Origin of the sequence: Pseudodesulfovibrio karagichevae (assembly GCF_041414475.1) — a bacterium.
GTDB lineage: Bacteria > Desulfobacterota > Desulfovibrionia > Desulfovibrionales > Desulfovibrionaceae > Pseudodesulfovibrio > Pseudodesulfovibrio karagichevae.
In genome coordinates, this window is sequence record NZ_JBGLYH010000008.1 from 81,331 (window position 1) to 99,101 (window position 17,771).

The window sequence follows — 17,771 nt, forward strand, 5'->3', positions numbered from 1 at the left end:
GCGTCAGCTCGCTTCTTCAAATTCCAGATTGGCGAGCTGTTCAATGCTCAACGGCTGCAGCGGAGTTCTGACCCGGGGCAAGCCTATGGTCGCGATATCCAGTGAACCACTATCCGCGATGATCTCGGCAATCGTCGATGCGCACATCCGTCCCTGGCAGGGGCCCATTCCGGCCCGCGTCTGTCCCTTGATCTGAGCGGGGTGACGCGCTCCCTGGGCCACCGATTCGCGTATCCGTCCCGCGGTCAACTCCTCGCAGCGGCAGACGAGAGTCGAATCGTCCGGGGGAACCAGTGCCTGTCGGCTTGGCGGAAAGACATGGTCGAGAAAGGGGCGAATCAGCCTCTCCCGCTGCATGTCCTTGAGGTGCCGTTGCGCCAGGCGATCGCGCTCCGTGTCGGTGATCACCTCCAGATCGCAGGCGGTGTTGATGGCGGCGAGATGCCCGGCGATGGCCGCCGCCTTGCCGCCGTCAATGCCCCCGGAATCGCCGGCCACCGAAACTCCCGGAACGCTCGTGCGCCCCCAGCGGTCGAGCCGCGGCCGCCAGTAACGCTGTGGGGCGTACCATTCGTGCTCACAGTTGAGCAGTTGGGTGAGGCGCAGGTTCGGAACCACCCCTTCGTGCAGCAGGACCGTTGCGGCGGCGACTTCATGCTTCCTGCCGCGACAGGTGAAGCGCAACCCTTCAGCCTGCCCGTCGCCGATAACGGCCAGGTCGCGGCAGCCCGTGTACAGGGGAACCTTGGCCCGTTTCACCTTCAGTCTCATCCGCAGGCCCTTGAGCAGGTAGTCGCTTCGGCGCAACGCTCCGGGCAGGAAGGGGATCGCCTTCAGGTAATCCCGCATGCCTGCCGTCTCGACCATTGCGGCGACGGCGACGCCGTTGTCCACGAGGTGACAGGCGGCCAGCAGCAGCAACGGGCCGCTGCCCGCGAGCACGACCGGACCTTCCGGGGTCATGTCCGAGGACTTGAACAGGATGTCCGCCGCCGCGGCGCCCATCACCCCGGGAAGGGTCCAGTTGGGAATCGGCACCGGCCGCTCCACGGCCCCGACGCTGAACACAATCCGGCGGCCGCGCACTCGCCGCAAGGTGTTCGCGGACAGTATGTCCACATGGAAACCGTTCTCTATATTCCAGACGGTTGTGTTCGGCTGATAGGCGACGCCGGATGCCCGAAAATCCTTCACCAGTCGGCTGCCGGCAAAGTAGTCCTCGCCGAGAACATGCGCGTTTTCCGGGAGGCTCCTCTCGATCGAACGATAGATCTGCCCGCCGGGTTCCGGCTGCTCGTCCACCAGCAGCGCCGAAAGGCCCAAGCGGTCGGCAGTGACCGCAGCCGCGAGTCCGCCGGGCCCGGCGCCGACAATCACCAGGTCGTAGAGCTTATTCATTGGTCACATCCTTTGCGCCGCGCTGCCGGTTGACGATCATGCCTTCCTGCACCTGGATTTTGCAGGCTTGCTGATTGGGAACGCCGTTGATCTCCATGAGGCATTCGTAGCAGACGCCCATATGGCAGTATGCCGCCCGATGCGCGCCGCTGATCGGCGAGGACCGGTTGAAGACCGCCCCGGCCGCCATGACCGCGGCAATGACGGTTTCCGTCGCAGGAACCTCCAATCGTTCGCCTTCGAAAATAATGTTCACCCGATCCACTCCGGGCTTGTTTTCATGTAACCTTTTAAGCATCTGGAGCTCCTTGTGGCAGCTGATGGCCTTGCATGTATTGTCCTGGTAAGCGCAGGGATGTCTTGACTGCGCCGCCAGTTAAATTCTCCGAGGATCGGTCATGTTTTCGGGAAGCAGGATCTCGTCCAGCTCTTCTTTGGTAAGCGTCCCCTTGGCCAGGACGATGTCGTACACGCTGGCACCGGTGCCGAGCGCTTCCTTGGCAATCGCCGCGGACTGCTCATAACCGATGACCGGCACCAACGCGGTCACCAGGCCGATGCTGCTCTGGACATAGCTCCTGCATACGTCCCTGTTGGCTTCTATGCCGCTTATGCAGCGCTCCACCAGGGAGATGCAGCCGTTTTTCAGGATCATCATGCCGTGCAGCAGGTCGTATGCGATAATGGGCTCGGCCATGCAGAGTTCCAGCTCGCTGGACTCGGCGGCCATGGAGACCACGGTGTCATACCCCATGACCTGGTAGCATATCTGGTTCATCACTTCGGGGAGTACCGGATTGACCTTGCCGGGCATGATCGAGGAGCCGGGCTGCATTGGCGGCAGGTTGATTTCGTTCAGGCCGCATCGCGGTCCGGAAGAGAGTGAACGGAGATCATTGCATATCTTGGATATCTGCACGGCCACCAGCTTCAGGCTGGCCGACATCCGCACGAATATCCCCGCGTTCTGCGTCGCTTCGACCAGGTTCTTGGCCCTGCGGACCGGAAACCCGCTGATCGCCGCGAGTTTTTTCGCCACCAGGTCGGCATATCCGGGAGGGCTGTTGATGCCGGTGCCGATGGCCGTGGCTCCCAGGTTGATGTCGAGAAACGCTTCGGCGGTTTGCTCCAGGGCGTCGATTGAACTGTCTATCATCACGGCGTAGGCGCTGAATTCCTGGCCAAGGGTCATGGGAACGGCATCCTGATTTTCCGTGCGTCCCATCTTGAGTACGTCCTTGAAGCTCTCCCCCTTGCTCGCCAGCGCGTTCCGCAGAATCCGCAGGGAACGAATGAGGTCGCAGTTGGAAAGCAGCACCGCCAGCTTGATAGCCGTCGGATATACGTCGTTTGTCGATTGGGAGCAGTTCACATGATCATTGGGGTGCAGGTGGTCATACTCCCCCTTGTTGTAGCCCATGATCTCCAGACCACGGTTCGCAATGACCTCGTTGGCGTTCATGTTGGTCGAGGTCCCTGCGCCCCCTTGGAACATGTCGACGGTGAAATGCTCATGCAATTGGCCGTTCAGGATGTCATCACAGGCCTGGCAGATGGCGTTCATCCTGGCGTCGTCGAGCACGCCCAACGCATGGTTGGTCAGGGATGCCGCTTTCTTGACCATGGCCAGGGCGTCGATCATGTGGTCGAAGTTGTTCAGGTGAATCCCGGAAATGGCGAAGTTCTCCATGGCCCGCTGGGTCTGGACGCCATAGTAGACGTGGTCGAAGATATCCCTTGTCCCGAGAGAGTCCTTTTCCTGACGCAATCCGCTGATCAACAGGTTCTCACTGTTCATTTTGTCGTGGACGCTGTCGGCGAGCATGCGCATGCGGCGGTTGATCCCAACCGCAATCTGGGCCACCGTGCGGTAGAACAACTCCGGATTGCTTTCCTTGAGCGCCTGGATTTTCTCCTCGCCGATTTGCCAGATTTTGACCCCGGTTCGCGTGAACGCGCCGTTCGAATGCGAATTGCTCTCGAGAAACGCACCTTCGCTGACCATGGATCCGGACACAATCGTGCCGACCTTCCGGCAAGCGCCGTGGAGGCCGCGCATCAGCTCAAGCTCGCCCTCCAGAATGATCCCCGCCCATCGGCGCGGACTGGATTCATGGAATACCCATTCGTTTTGCGGGTATATTCGCTCCTCGCCCTCGGCGAGCAAGAGGTTCAGGTCCTTTTCGCTGATGCCTGTTGACCTGGCTGCCTGATGGATGACGGACTGTTCATTCTTCATAGTTGCTTACAGCTGTTCGCTTGGAAATCCATGGTTGATGACGAGAATGCCGCCTGGCCGATGATCCTGCCTGCCCGAACACCGTATCCGCGCACATGGCCGCTAGTGGGCGACGCAGAGGGTTTCGCCGCCGCTTCGGCCGCTGATTATCCGCTCCAAACGTTCAAGGGCCCGGGCCGTCATGCTGACCTGATCCGGAGGATAGGCGACGTGGTACTGAAGGGGGGGCAGGGCGAGAAAGGCCAACCCGCCGCCATAGGGGGTGAGCGCGACGGTTGCCTTCCCGCCGGAGATCGAAATGGTGAGGCCCCCCAGGTCCAGCCGCCGAAGCTCCGCCATGAGAGCGGTGTCCGCGTGCAACCGGTCCAGCAGCGGTTGGGCCTTGTCGCCCCTTCCCTTGCAACGGAATTTCCCGTTGCTGAAGTGCAGTACGCAATGGTGTTTCGACTCCACTTCCCGTTCCAAACGAAGGTTGACGGACATGGTCCCGCCCAATAACTGGCGCTGCCAGGTCTGAACCGCCATCAGGCCTTGCAACGTGTTGGGAAGGTTGGTGAAACGAACATCGCCATTGTCCGTCAGCTCCGCATCGCCCCACAGCCCGGCAAAAAGGCGCGAGGTGTGGAGGATAGCCTCGTTGGCGGCGTTGACCCGTTTTCTTCTTGATCGGAACATGGTGGCCTCCGCTTGGCAGTCTAGATGTTCTGGTCGCCCGAACGGATGGTATAGGCCTCGACGACCGGAAGGACGAACACCCTGCCGTCGCCGTGGTTGCCATCCCCTGTCCGCGCCGCCTTCATGATGGTGCTCACGGCCGCGTCTTTCTGATCGTCGTCGACAAAGGTCTGTATCATTTCCTTGGGCAGCTCCTTGTACATGGTGTTGCCGACTTTCAGGCCGCTCTGTTTTCCCCGGCCGATGACCGGGAATTTCGTCATGCCGTACACGCCGATCTCGGCGAGCGCGTCGGTGACTTCACCGATTTTCTCGGGACGGATGATGGACTGTATGAGGTACATGATGTCTCCTTTTGTTTGTGGCTATTCGTTGGTTGAGACGGCAGCCGGCTTGGGGTTGGTCGCGCCGCAGTTCGGGCCGCAGCCGGGATTGATGACAAAGGTGGCCGGTATGCCGTTCTTGTAGAGCTCTTTTTCCACCAGGCCCCATTCCTCCTGGGCCGCCTGGATGTCCATCGGGCGGAACATGGGTTCCTTGACGACGAACCGGAGCCACAGGACGACGTAGAGGAGGGTGCCGGTGACCATGATTGCGACCAGGCGGAATATGGTGCTCTCCATTTCCGGTACCGGAGCGATGTTGACGATGGCGTACCCCATACCCAGGGAGCCGAGGATCTGAGGAATCGGATGGAACGGGGTCTTGTAGGGGCGCTTGTGCTTCGGGTAGCGGCGGCGGAGGATGATGACGTCCATGTGGGCGATGATATAGGCGAAGAGCCAGGAACAGCAGGCCGCCAGGATGTATATGATCAGGTTCGGGGCCTTGTGGATGCCGCCGAAGAAGAAGAGCCCCATGGCTCCGGCCATGAACAGGATGCCGATCCAGGGCGTATGGAAGCGCGGGTGGATGGATCGAAACACCCTGGGCAGTTCCCGGCTGACGGCCATGCCGTAGAGCATGCGGGGAACGACGCCGATGACCGTATTGATCGTGCTCGCACTGGCGAAGATGGAAACTATGGCGATCCAGATCATGCCGGGTCTGCCGAGCATGGCCAGCGCCATGTCGACGTGGGGATGGTTGGAGCTCGCCAGCTGTTCGGCGGGCACGTACTTGAGCGAGGCATATCCATAGACGAGGTTGACGCAAAAGATGGCCAGCAGGCCGTAGAACATGGCTTTGGGAATGTTCTTTTCCGGCTTTTTGGTCTCCTGGGCCATGGGGGTGACGAACTCGATACCGATATACAGCCAGATGGCCAGGGCGGTCAGGCCAAAGACGCCCATGCCCATGGGGTTGAAGGGCTGCTCCGGCAGTACCGGGGCCGGGAGCGTGCCTATGCCGGTAAGGCCGATGATCCCAAGTAACGCCATGGATATCATCATGGTCAGCGTGAACAGGATTTGCAGCTTGGCGAAAATGTCCACACCGATGACGTTTGTCACGGTCAGCACGATCAGAAGCAGGCCGCCCCATACGATGGGCGGGATTCCGGGGGTAAAGGTTTCGGTGATGACCGCTCCGGCCACGGCCAGCTCCGCCGGTGCGGCGACCATGTTGGGAATGACGTACGCCAGGATGACCGCCGCCATGGCGGGCAGGGCCCCCATCGCGACTTTGGTGTATGAACGGAGTCCTCCGGCATGGGGCATCATACAGGCTAGTTCCGAATAACTTTGGGCCGAGAAGAGTTGCAGAATCCAGGCGGTGGCCATGGCGAAGACAAAGCCGCCGCCGGCCAACCCCATGCCCTGGCCGAGCGATACCAGGGTGCTGGAAGCGACCACCAGTCCCACCGCTACGGAAAAGCAGGAGTAAAAGCCGAGTGTCTTCCGTAATTCCGTTTTCATGCTGCACTCCAAGATTATAAGTATTGCCAGTTGGCTGTGACGATTGCCGTCTCGGGCCGAATCATGCCATGCGGCTCATGCGCTGCGCCGGGTCGGGTGAACCCGGGTCCCTTCGGCATGGAGCGTTATCGCAATGAGTTCGCCCTGGTTGCCTCTTCCGGGGGCGGCCTCAGGCCAGAAAGGGCTTTTCCCAGAGGTTGAGCGTCGTGCCTATGCCTTTCTTCAATGCGTTGCGGTAAACAGTGGTTCCCCAGGCCACATCCTCAATGGGCATGCCCCCGACCGAATAGATGATGGTTTCGTCGTCGCTTCCGCGCGCCGGCAGTTTCCCCGTGATGATGTCGCCCAGGTCCTGGAGCTGATGCTTGCCCATCCGTCCATCCGCGATGAGGTCCATGCAGTGCACGGCCGGGATGGGGACGGTGTGATAGGCCGGATACGGCATCTCTTCGGCCCAGGCCTCGTAAAGCCCGACGTAATCCGCGACGTTGCGTGCGCGATTGAGAATGAAGTCGTCGTCGAAGCGTCCTGCCGCCGGGCAGCAGATGACCGCGCCGGGTTTGATCCATTCTTCCTCGATGTAGGGGTATTTGCTGACGTCGCCCGTGGGAGAGGAGGTGGCCACGCAGACGATGTCGGCATCGCGGACGGCTTCCGCAATGCTGTCGACGACCTCGATCGCCGTTACGGACGGGTACTTGCCTTTGACGTAGTCGATGAAGCTGCGGATGGATTTCTCGCCGCGTCCTTTGACCTTGACGCGCTCGATGCCGGGGCGGACCGCCATGAAGGCGTCGAAAGCCGTTTTGCTCATGACGCCGGGGCCGACTATGCCCACGACCCGGCTTTCCTCGCGGGCGAGATGGCGCACGCCGACGCCGGGGATCGCGCCGGTGCGGTAGGCGCTGAGGATATTGGCCGACATGTAGGCCAGCGGGGCGCCCGTGTCCTTGTCGTTCAGCGTCAGCATCAGAATGGAGCGCGGCAGTTCCTTTTCCCTGTTGGCGGTGTTCGATCCATACCATTTCATCCCGACCATATCGAACTGGCCGCCCAGGTATGCGGGCATGGCCATGAACCGCCGGTCGGGGCCGTCCAGCGGCATGTTCGGGAAAGGAGACTCTTCGGGGAAGACCATCATGACGCCATGGGAGTTGTTGCCCGCTCCGCCCATGCGGAAGTCGCCCATCTTGAGCAGGCGGAACATCTCTTCCATTGCGTCCACGCAGCCGGCCATATCGGTCACGCCCGCCTCGATCATGTCGTTTTCGTTCAGGTACAGGAAATCTATCTTGGGATTCGCCATTGTCTTGTCTCCCGAATGGATAAGAGTGTTAATCGAGTTCGCATCCGATGTGTGCTTCGAGCTCTATCTCGACAAGCTGAGTCGGACGGTTCAGTTTGGGGGTTTCAACCATGGTGAAGAGCGGCCGTATGCTTTTGAATCGTTCGCTGTAGGCCGCGCCCACCTCCGGGGCCAGAGCCATGTCCGTCACGTAGGCCTTCACCTTGATGACATCCGAAGCCTTGGCTCCCGCCTGACCCAGCAGATCGATGAACTTGGTGAATATGTATGCCGCCTGTTCCCGGGCGGTCTCCCCGGCCACGGTCCCGTCCGGTTGTACCGCGGTAGTGCCGCCGATGTAGACGTGGTCCCCGACTTTCACCATTCGGGAGTACCCGGCGATGTCTTCCAACGGCGCTCCGGACGAATAGTTGATACGTTGCATGATGCTGTCTCCTTGCAAGCTGAGCTGTACGGTCAACTCCTGTTGAACAGAAAACCGCAGGGTCATATTGGAAAAAACGGAACTGTGCGCGGCACACCGGGCGGGCTGTCGAAAAGGAATTTTGTTTTTTACTTTTATTTCAGCTAGTTGTTCGATTTGTGGCGACATGCTGAAAGTTGATTTTTTAACAAAATCATACAAAGTATTACAATCATCGACTAGTGCCGCATCTTATTCTAACGTTTATGTAAAACAAATGCGGATATTGAATGAGGCCCAAAAAAGATCTGGCTGAATAAACTGACGTGTTTTCGGAGGGTTGCCCGGGGGCGGGGGAGAGAAGCCGTTCGGAGGGCCTGGTCCTGGCGTTGTTGTTGCAGAAGTTGCTCAGCCAGGAGGTGGAATGTGGAGAAAGCCTACATGCCGGAACAGCCCTTTTTCGAACTGTCGACAAAAGCATACGTTTCTCGATTGGCTCTGTGTGACAGGGGATTGGCCCAATACTACAGTTTTGTCGTCGCACTCGATACCGGTAAGAGCATTGTCGCGGTGCCGGACGGAACCGTGGACATTGTCATCCAGTGTTCGGGCAGCCGGCCCGCAGCGCAGGTGTGCGGTTCCGTCAAGAAGGGGACCCTGGTGAAATTCGAGCCGGGGCTACAGTATTTCGGGGCTCGTTTTTTCCCCGGAACGGCGGACGAACTGTTGCGGTGTCCTCTGAATCAATTCACGGACCAGCGCATTCCCCTTGGGGACGTGTATGGGAGCGCGGAGGAGTTGGTGGAGCGCATCTGCACGGCGGAATCGTTTGGGGAGCGCATACGGCTGTTTGAAAAATTTCATGAAAAGCGCATCCGGGAGCGGTCCGGAGTCTCCGCCCTGGTTCTCTCGCTGATCGACAGGATCAACAGGGCGCATGGCGACATCAGGATTGGCGAACTGGCTGAGGAAACCGGTTTCTCGGTCCGCCATATCAGCAATCTGTTTTCGCGAACCGTGGGAATCTCGCCGAAATTCTATTCCCGTATTGTGCGGTTCCAACGATGCTTCGGGTTGCTCCGCAGGCATGACGAACTGTCATACGCCAACCTCGCGCAGGACGGCGGGTACTATGACCAGGCGCATTTAATCAATGAATTCAGGGAATTCTCCCTTTGCACCCCCGCCCAGGCCTTGGGGGCATGCGCGTAGCGGGGGAGTCCCGATTTCCTCTGCGGTTTGGATTTGTTTCAAATTGGCGGACGTCGGCCCCTGTTCTCAGCGTCGTGTTGAAACCGGCATGACGGTGGTTTTGCACTGTACACCTCCGCCCCGGGACATCCCCGCGACCTGATCCATATGCCGGGGCATATGCAGGCACGAGACAAGCGGTTATGATTTCTCATAACCGCTTGTCTTCGTTTCAGGACTCATCGTCAGCGAGTCTCTCGGGCCGCCTGGCGAGGGCATGGCGTCCGGGACGGTGTTTCTCGAGGAATATGCTGAGATGGAGAGGGCGAAACCGGGCCGTTGCGTCCGGCCGGCCCTTTTTTTGGGGCCGGTCCGATTGACACGGGTTTTTCCGTGGGCTATAGCTTTAAAAAACAAAACGTCGTACGACAATGTCGAACGCGAGGGTCCCATGTCCGAAGGCAGAATCATACAGTCCGTAGCAAGGGCGCTGAATATCCTGGAGTTGTTCGAAAGCTCAAGGGATCTCAGCGTCACGGAAATCGCCAGCCGGCTTGATTTGAGCAAGAGCACGGCCTTCGGTCTGATCAACACCCTGGCGCACAAAGGGTATCTGGAACAGAACCCCCGTGATTCGCGCTATTCGCTGGGCCTCAAGGTGCTCCGCCTGGGAGGCGCCGTCCAGCGGCATAACATCATCGCCAGCCGGGCCAAGCCGTTCATGGAAAAACTCGTGCAGGAGTTTTCCGAGACCGTTCACCTGACCGTCGAACGGAACGGCATGGTGGTGTATATTGATAAGATTCGCGGCGACAAGGCCGTTTTCATCCAGTCGGCCATCGGAGCGGAAAACCCGATGTATTGCACCGCCGTCGGCAAGTGCCTGCTGGCCTACATGCCCGAAGCGAAGCTGGAGCGGCTGCTCAGCAAGATGCAGCCGCTGGAGCGCCGAGGACCGAACACCATTACCGACATTGCCGAGCTGCGGCAGGAGCTGCAGGCCATCCGGGAGCGCGGCATCAGCATAGACGACGAAGAGCACGTGCCCGGCCTGATGTGCATCGCCGCGCCGATCCGGAATCACGACGGCGAGGTCGTCGCGGCCATCAGCATCTCCGGGGCCAAGGCGGGCATCTCGTCCAAGCTGGTCGGGCGGATTTCGGAGAAGGTCGCCTGGACCGCGCAGCAGATCAGCGGCGAGATGTAATTTTTTTTCGCTAGTAGCGAGAACGTTGTGCGATAATATCGCACAACGTGGTGAGACTCCGGTACGCGGTTCCCGGCCCAAAAGAACTTTCAAGGCCGCAGGGGCTGGTGACGCCGGTGAGAAGCCGGAACCCGGCTCGCCGTGATCCGTCCGAAGGCGATAGCCGCCCCGACTCGCGGGCGGGCTCGGGGCGGCGCTGACGGTAGAGGCAAGTGTCGCCATATAGGTGAACGCTGTGCGGCAATATCGTACATGCTGGCATCCTCGTTCGTAGCCGGAAAGGCGAAGCGAGGCCGGGCGGCGGGAAAGCGGCGCTGCCACTGCGGGAAGTCCGGGATGGTGGGGTGGAGCTCCAAGCAGCTGATCCGGCTGCACGGGCGTAGCCGTACCTGGAAGACACGATTTTCATTCCTGGTGTGAATGAAGTGCGGCATTGCCGCACATAGCGGTTGCGGTTCAAGAGGTTTAACTCGGCGGCCTCATGACGAGAATTCGTCAACCGAGGGCGGAGAAGCCGCCACGTATTTCGAAAGGAGGAGGACGATCGCTGATTGGAGGTTGATATCTACCGGCATTTTTCCCACCGTTGCCGAAACTTTCGACGAGCAGGGCGCGGGGGCGGAATCGGCCGGGTGTCGGACGGGTTGCCAATCCGGCGGCAGACGGTTCCGACGAGGCTCTCGCCCTCGGGAGCGGTGCATTCAGGATTTCACGCCGGAAGGAAGCTCCTGCCCCTCGTTGTCGAGTCTGTGGGAGGAAACCGGCCCGGTCGGCGGGACAGATGAGAACCATCGTCCGCCGATGCCGGAAGCGGGACAACGGCCCATCGGGCCGAAAGGGCGGCGAGCCCTGTCGTCGCCCACGCCATCGCCGAAAGGTTGGTCCCTGCGTATCGCATCGCGGGCTTCGGCAGTGAGCATTGTCGATGGAATGGAACGAAAATACAAATCGTTGGAACGCGGAAGGCTGGATCGACGCGCCGACAGAGGCGCCCGCCGCTGAACGTCTCCGGCAAAAATAAACGAGAAAGCAATGACTCCAGTACTGTTTTTGATAATCCTCGCGATCGCCATCGTCTTCCTGATGCTGATGATCATGAAGGCCAAGATGCACCCCGTCTTGGCGCTCTTCCTGACGAGCCTCGGACTGGGCCTGGCCTTCGGCAACAATCTCATCGAGACCGTCAATCTGATTAACACCGGCTTCGGCGGGACCCTCAAGGGCATCGGCGTCACCATCATCCTGGGCTCCATCCTGGCCATGGGCATTCAGGACACCGGCGCGGCCACATCCATCTGCAACTTCTTCACCCGCCTGTTCCGCGGCCGGGCGCTCGAGCTCGCCCCGGCGCTGACGGCGTTCATCGTGTCCATCCCGGTATTCGGCGACATCACCATGGTCCTGACCGCGCCGATCGCGTCCATCCTGTCCAAGCGCAAGAAGATTTCGATGTCCTCCATGTCCTCCTTCATCGGCATGGGCCTGGGCCTCACCCACGGCCTGGTGCCTCCCACTCCAGGCATCCTGGCCATTGCCCTGATGTATGGCGCCGACCTCGGGCTGACCATCTTCTGGGGAACGATCATCGCCTTCGTGGCCTTCATCGGCACCTGGGTGGTGCTGCGCAAATGGGCGGCCAAGGAATGGATCGACCCGCGCGAGGATTTCGTGGACGGCATCGAACCGGCCAAATCCGATGCGGTCGAGGACATCATCATTCACGAGAAGGGGCTGCCCAACGCCTTCATGGCCCTACTGCCCGTACTCATTCCCGTGGTGCTCATCACCTTCGCGTCCTTCGCCAAGGTCTACATGAAGGACGGCGGCGCGACCCTCACTTTCTTCACCTCGGTGGGCGACAGGGTCATGGCCCTGCTGCTGGGCGTCGTGTTCACCATCGTTCTCGGCTACCTCAAGGCCGAGAAGGTCAAGGCCCACCACCTGCGCACCGCGGGTGACGACGGCGCGAGCCTGCGGCAGATCATTTTCGGCACCTGGGTGGGACGCGGACTCGTGGTCGCCCTGCTGCCCCTGCTCATCACCGCCATGGGCGGCGCCATGGGCGGCATTCTCAAGAGCGTGCCCGTGGTCAAGGAACTCGGCACCATGGTGGCCGACACGAGCCTGCTCCCGATCATGATTCCCTTCCTCACGGCCTCCATCCTGATGACGGCCGTCGGCTCCATGACCACCGCCGGCCTGACCGCCGCCGCCATCATCCTGCCCATGCTGGATTCCCTGGGACTCTCCCCGGTGGCCGCCACCCTTTCCATCGGCTGCGGCACGATGATCTTCAGCCACCTGAACGACAGCGGCTTCTGGATCATGACGCAGTTCTTCAACCTGAACACGACGCAGGGCTTGAAATACCTGACGCTTCCCCGCGCCGTCAGCGGCGTGATCGGTTTCATCACGCTGGCGATCCTGGTGTCCATGGGTCTGATCTAGCGGGCTGACTTCATTCGACGACAACGGTCCGTCCGGTGGTTTCACCGGACGGACATATAACCGGCCAGGTTCCTGGCCACGATGCAATGCACAAGCAAGGAGCAACAAATGTCTTTTGAGTCTTTCAAGGGAGTCATCCCGCCGGTCCTCACCGTCATGAACGAGAAGGGCGAATTCGACAGCGACGGGATGGGCGTCTTCATAGACCGGCTGGTCGACAGCGACGTCAACGCGCTGCTGTTCCTCGGCAGCGCGGGAGAATTCTCCCAGATGACTTCCGTCACCCGGAAGAAGGTCGCGGAGTACTGCGTGAAGAAGGTGGCCGGGCGCAAGCCGGTGATCATCGGCACCGGCGCCTGCGGCACGGAGGAGGTCGTCGAGCTGAGCAAGCACGCGGAATCCATCGGGGCCGACGCGGTGATCGTGGTCAACCCCTACTACCAGGGCATGAGCGATGCCCGGCTGTACCGGCACTACCGGACCGTCTCGGAGAGCATTTCGATCCCGGTGCTGATGTATAACTTCCCGGCCTTGACCGGCAAGGACCTGTCGCCCGAGCTGGTTACGCGCATCGCCAGGGATTGCCCGAACGTGATAGGCATCAAGGACACCGTGGACTGCATCAGCCACATCCGCGACCTGATCATCCAGGCCAAGGGCGCACGGCCCGATTTCAAGGTCATCTGCGGGTACGACGAATACCTGTTCACGACCCTGGTCCTGGGCGGCGACGGCGGCATTGTCGGCACGTCGAACTTCGCCCCGGAAATCACCTGCGGCATCTACAAGGCCTTCCAGGAGAAGGACATGGCTACCCTCCTGGAACTGCTTCCGCGACTGAGCACCCTGTCCCAGCTGTATGCGCTGGATGTCCCGTTCTCCTGGCTGTTGAAGGAAGGCGTGCGCGCCACCGGGGTGGATATCCCCACCGGCGTGGCCGCCCCGGCCAGCGAGCCCACCGACGACGTCAAGCGGCGCTTTGCGGAAATCCTCAAGCTGGCGGGCTTCTAGGGGAGGAACCGACCGACGCGCAATTCTACTCTCAACCATGAGAAAAGGAGATATGATTTTGTCAAAACAAAGATGTGAACGCGTACGAGATCTATGGTCGCAGGTCGACGCCTTGATGATGGGCATGAACTGGACGCGGGAAGACGTCGAGAAACCGCAGATCCTTGTCGACGACGTCCAGGGGGACAGCCATCCCGGCAGCTACCACCTCGACGTCCTGAGCGAAGAGGCCTCCATTGGCATCTACGAGGCCGGGGGACGCCCGGCGAAGTTCCACGTCACGGACATCTGCGACGGCTGGGCGCAGGGGCATGAGGGCATGAACTTCATCCTCTGCTCGCGCGGCATCATCGCCGATATGGTGGAAATCCACGCCTCGGTCATTCCCTGGGACGGCATGATCCTGCTGTCCGGCTGCGACAAGTCCACGCCCGCCCACCTGATGGCCGCGGCGCGCATGGACATCCCGACCATCCACATCCCGGGCGGCGCCATGCGCTCCGGCCCGGGCAATTCGACCTCCGGTCTGGCCGGGCCGTTGTCCGCGCGCAAGAAAAAGGGACACATCGACCTCGCGGAGATGCGCGACTACAAGCTCACGGGTTGCCCGTCCTGCGGCGCCTGCCAGTTCATGGGCACGGCCAGCACCATGCAGTGCATGTCCGAGGCCCTGGGCATGGCCCTGCCCGGAACCGCGCTCATGCCCGCGACCATGGCTGAAATACGCCGCATGGCCCGGGCCGCAGGCAAGCAGATCCTGTATCTGGCCGACCAGGGCATCACCGCCCGCAAGATCATGACCAAGGCGAACTTCGTCAACGCCATGAAGGTCCACGCGGCCATCGGCGGCAGCACCAACGCCTATATCCACATGCCCGCCATCGCCCATGAGATCGGGCTCGAGCTTGACCCCAGGGAGTTCGACGCCATCGGGCAGGAGATCAAGTACATCACCAACATCCAGCCCAGCGGCAAATACACCGCCGAGCTGTTCTGGTTCGCGGGCGGCATTCCCATGGTCCAGCACATGCTCCGCGACCAGCTCGACCTGGACGTCATGACCGTCACGGGACGCCCGCTGGGCGAATCCCTGGCCATGCTCGAGGAGGACGGCTTCTTCAACCGCTGCCTCGGCCATCTGAAGAGCTACAGCATCCCGCAGCACGACGTCATCCGCACCCCCGAGCAGTCGGACAAGTGCGGCTCCATCGCCGTGCTGGACGGCAACCTGGCCCCCAAGGGCGCGGTCGTGAAATACGCGGCCGTAAAGCCGGACATGCACCGGCATGTCGGCCCGGCCGCCGTGTTCGACAGCGAGGACGATGCCCAGGCCGCCATCATCGCGGGCAAGATCCGTCCCGGTTCCGTCGTGGTCATCCGGTATGAGGGCCCCAAGGGCAGCGGAATGCCGGAGATGTTCATGACCACCGACGCCATCGTCTACGACGAGACCCTGAACGGCACGGTCGCCATCGTGACGGACGGCAGGTTCTCCGGAGCCACCAGCGGCCCGTGCATCGGGCACGTCTCGCCCGAGGCGGTCGACGGCGGTCCCATCGCCCTGGTGGAGGATGAAGACCTGATCGAAATCAACATCCCCGAGCGGGCGTTGCGGGTGGTCGGCGTGAAAGGCGAGAAGAAGACTCCCGAAGAGATGGAAGCGATCCTCGGCGAACGGCGCGAGAACTGGACCCTGCCCGAGCGCCCCGAAAAGCGTGGCGTGCTCAAGCGGTATTCCGACAGCGCCGTCTCCGCCATGGAAGGCGCGTACATGCGCTAGGCTTCCCCGCAGGGAGATTCACGGCAACGCGAAAACCCCAGTATCCCACCCCACAAGGCGTCCGCCCGGGTCCGAGCCCCCGTCCAGGGCCTCGGCGGACGCCCGCAGGAGGGCGGCGGAGGGTTTTGCGACACATTCAGGCCCCGCAAGAGCATTGTGCCCTTGCGGGGCCGGGGATTATTGGGCAGATGTGGCTTGGCCGCCTGCCGCCGGTCAACGGCGGGGCGGTTCGACGGACGGATCCCTGCAACGGCCGCCAACCGTCTCGGCAGGTCCGTTTTTCCCGTCACTTCGACACGTCAGGATTGAAAGTGGAAAATTTCATCGTCATCAGTGTGTTCGTCTGCATCGGCGGGCTGCTCAGGCGGCTTCCGGTCTTCCCGGCCCAGACCGCCCAGGTGCTCAATCTCTTTGCGCTGTATGTGGCGCTGCCCGCCGTCATCCTTCTCAAGGCTCCCCATATCCGGTTTTCGCAGGAAATGCTGCTCCCGGCGGTTGTTCCCTGGGCCATGCTGCTTTTTTCCGCCGCATTGGTCCTGTGGTGCGGGAGGGTCTTCCGCTGGTCGCGGGAAGTGGTGGGCGTGCTGCTGCTGGTCGTGCCCATGGGAAACACGTCCTTCATGGGCGTTCCCATGGTGACGGCATTCTTCGGCGAACAGGGCCTCCCGGCGCTGATCATATACGATCAGGTGGGGACGACGCTCATCTTCGCCGTCTACGGTTCCGCGATCCTCGCCGCCTACGGAAGCAACATGCGGATCCGGCCCGCCCTGATCGCGCGCAAGGCTATCCTCTTTCCCCCCACCTTGGCGCTCTTGCTCGGCTTGGGCCTCTTCCGCACCTGGTCATACCCGGAACCGGTGTTCGGCTTCCTGAAAACCCTTTCGGCCATGCTCACGCCGCTGGTCATGACGGCGATCGGGTTCCAGCTCAAGGTCCGGCTCAGCCCGGCAACGTTGCGGCCCTTGGGCTTCGCGCTACTCGTCAAGCTGATTGCGGCACCCCTGGCGGCCCTGGCGGCATGCCGCCTGCTCGGCTTCGACACCTTGGCCGCGAACGTCTCCGTTTTCGAGGCCGGAATGCCGCCCATGGTGATCGCGGGCACCATGGCCATGGCCGCCGGACTCGCCCCGGAGCTGGCAGCCGCCACCATCAGTTCGGGCATGCTCCTGTCCTTCCTGACGTTGCCGCTGCTGTTCTGGCTCATCTGACAAGAGGCGGCGACCGGAAGCCTGCGCCGCGCGCCCGGCCTCCCCAGGGCGTCCTCTTGCCCCGATTGGTATGCTGGGGCGTATGCCAGGGCATGAAACAAGCACTTCTGAGAAACCATAACCGCTTGTTTTCGTTGGAGCCAGGAATCGGAATTGAACCGACGACCTACTGATTACGAAGAACTTATCTGGAATATATGCGCTGAAATTACTAACTATTTTTGTCATAATTTTGTCGTAGGCAGCAAAATGGCGCACCTTGGTATACAGCGCGTATACCAGAAAATTTATATTTTTCGGGTGGTTACTTTCTTACTATAGTCGTATGGGACGGCGGAGGGTCTTACAGTTTTGCTAAGCTCAGGCCAAAGGCATCGCTGAAGTTGTGTTCAATCGTGCTGTTTGCCACGCCAATCCATATTTTTGCAGTAGCGTTGAGGCGAATCGGACGGCAAGGAGGGGGGCACCTAGGTCTGCGTCGTAGACTCATGGAGGGCAGCGATGCTTCTCATATCTTGCCCACGTATGGCTTCGTAGATTATGAGGCAGGCAAATGGGGAGGTGCACCAGAATCATCCCTGCCTGCAACCCCACCCAATCGGGTTGTGGCTTGGACTTATTTTCCGGATCCCCTCCCTGCTCTCTGCGTCAAAATCTCAGGAAATCTCCGTATGCTCCCAACGTCCGATATCACCGGCCGCCAGAAGCAGCGTGATGTTCCGCTTTAGTATCATAGTGTTTACGTGCTTCTTCGATTTGAGGCAGGTGTTTTATCGCCCAAGTGAAGACGGCCTCTAAAGGTGTCTGCAGCGTTCTGCCAAGCTCGGAGATTGAGTATTCTACGGCGACGGGCGAAGTAGCAATCACCCTGCGTATGATTAACCCATTTCTTTCCAGTCGCCTCAAGGCCTGCGTTAGCTGTGAAGTTATAGGAGGTTGTTCACTCGGCCCTAATCGGTCAAATTGTGTTTACGAAGACGCAATTGCCGAAAGGAGGACCGAGTGAACATTCATGCCAATGCCAGATTGACGCCGATTCGTCGAGT

General features: G+C 60.6%; 15 protein-coding genes. 6 read left to right on the top strand and 9 right to left on the bottom strand.

Annotated features, from left to right (window positions below):
* Positions 1-3: 3 nt before the first annotated feature.
* The 8 genes from AB6M95_RS04860 to AB6M95_RS04895 form a co-directional block, all read right to left on the bottom strand.
* On the bottom strand, positions 4-1,398 hold the full coding sequence (locus AB6M95_RS04860; protein ID WP_371385611.1) for an FAD-dependent oxidoreductase: 1,395 nt from the start codon (positions 1,396-1,398) through the stop codon (positions 4-6).
* On the bottom strand, positions 1,391-1,696 hold the full coding sequence (locus AB6M95_RS04865; protein WP_371385612.1) for a (2Fe-2S)-binding protein: 306 nt from the start codon (positions 1,694-1,696) through the stop codon (positions 1,391-1,393). The genes AB6M95_RS04860 and AB6M95_RS04865 overlap by 8 nt, the downstream gene beginning before the upstream one ends.
* 78 nt (positions 1,697-1,774) lie before the next feature.
* The gene (locus tag AB6M95_RS04870) at positions 1,775-3,637 is read right to left on the bottom strand and encodes an aspartate ammonia-lyase (protein WP_371385613.1); all 1,863 of its coding nucleotides are present in this window, start codon (positions 3,635-3,637) and stop codon (positions 1,775-1,777) included.
* Between the two features lie 102 nt (positions 3,638-3,739).
* Positions 3,740-4,312, bottom strand: a complete 573-nt coding sequence (locus AB6M95_RS04875) for a DUF3156 family protein (protein WP_371385614.1) — start codon at positions 4,310-4,312, stop codon at positions 3,740-3,742.
* 20 nt (positions 4,313-4,332) lie between these two features.
* Entirely contained in the window at positions 4,333-4,656 is a 324-nt protein-coding gene (locus tag AB6M95_RS04880) for a P-II family nitrogen regulator (RefSeq protein ID WP_371385615.1), read from the bottom strand.
* Positions 4,657-4,677: 21 nt separating this feature from the next.
* Positions 4,678-6,168 carry an APC family permease gene (locus AB6M95_RS04885; RefSeq protein ID WP_371385616.1) on the bottom strand — a complete coding sequence of 497 codons (1,491 nt, stop codon included), beginning with the start codon at positions 6,166-6,168 and terminating at the stop codon, positions 4,678-4,680.
* A gap of 169 nt (positions 6,169-6,337) precedes the next feature.
* On the bottom strand, positions 6,338-7,474 hold the full coding sequence (locus AB6M95_RS04890; protein ID WP_371385617.1) for an ornithine cyclodeaminase family protein: 1,137 nt from the start codon (positions 7,472-7,474) through the stop codon (positions 6,338-6,340).
* A 28-nt stretch (positions 7,475-7,502) separates the two neighbouring features.
* Positions 7,503-7,898 carry a Rid family hydrolase gene (locus AB6M95_RS04895; RefSeq protein WP_371385618.1) on the bottom strand — a complete coding sequence of 132 codons (396 nt, stop codon included), beginning with the start codon at positions 7,896-7,898 and terminating at the stop codon, positions 7,503-7,505.
* A 405-nt stretch (positions 7,899-8,303) separates the two neighbouring features.
* Here AB6M95_RS04895 and AB6M95_RS04900 point away from each other — a divergent pair, with 405 nt between their 5' ends.
* The 6 genes from AB6M95_RS04900 to AB6M95_RS04925 all read left to right on the top strand — a co-directional run bounded on the left by AB6M95_RS04900 (position 8,304) and on the right by AB6M95_RS04925 (position 16,725).
* The gene (locus tag AB6M95_RS04900; RefSeq protein WP_371385619.1) at positions 8,304-9,089 is read left to right on the top strand and encodes a helix-turn-helix domain-containing protein; all 786 of its coding nucleotides are present in this window, start codon (positions 8,304-8,306) and stop codon (positions 9,087-9,089) included.
* A 430-nt stretch (positions 9,090-9,519) separates the two neighbouring features.
* Positions 9,520-10,275, top strand: coding sequence for an IclR family transcriptional regulator (locus AB6M95_RS04905; RefSeq protein WP_371385620.1), 756 nt, complete (start codon positions 9,520-9,522; stop codon positions 10,273-10,275).
* Positions 10,276-11,307: 1,032 nt separating this feature from the next.
* Complete coding sequence (locus AB6M95_RS04910) at positions 11,308-12,723, top strand: GntP family permease (protein ID WP_371385621.1); 1,416 nt, start codon at positions 11,308-11,310, stop codon at positions 12,721-12,723.
* Positions 12,724-12,831: 108 nt separating this feature from the next.
* Positions 12,832-13,734, top strand: coding sequence for a dihydrodipicolinate synthase family protein (locus AB6M95_RS04915; protein WP_371385622.1), 903 nt, complete (start codon positions 12,832-12,834; stop codon positions 13,732-13,734).
* A gap of 124 nt (positions 13,735-13,858) precedes the next feature.
* Positions 13,859-15,514, top strand: coding sequence for a dihydroxy-acid dehydratase (gene ilvD, locus AB6M95_RS04920; protein WP_371385623.1), 1,656 nt, complete (start codon positions 13,859-13,861; stop codon positions 15,512-15,514).
* A 311-nt stretch (positions 15,515-15,825) separates the two neighbouring features.
* Positions 15,826-16,725, top strand: a complete 900-nt coding sequence (locus tag AB6M95_RS04925) for an AEC family transporter (RefSeq protein ID WP_371385624.1) — start codon at positions 15,826-15,828, stop codon at positions 16,723-16,725.
* A gap of 690 nt (positions 16,726-17,415) precedes the next feature.
* On the opposite strand, the gene AB6M95_RS04930 is transcribed toward AB6M95_RS04925, so the two are convergent.
* The gene (locus tag AB6M95_RS04930; RefSeq protein WP_371385626.1) at positions 17,416-17,655 is read right to left on the bottom strand and encodes a winged helix-turn-helix transcriptional regulator; all 240 of its coding nucleotides are present in this window, start codon (positions 17,653-17,655) and stop codon (positions 17,416-17,418) included.
* Positions 17,656-17,771: the final 116 nt, after the last annotated feature.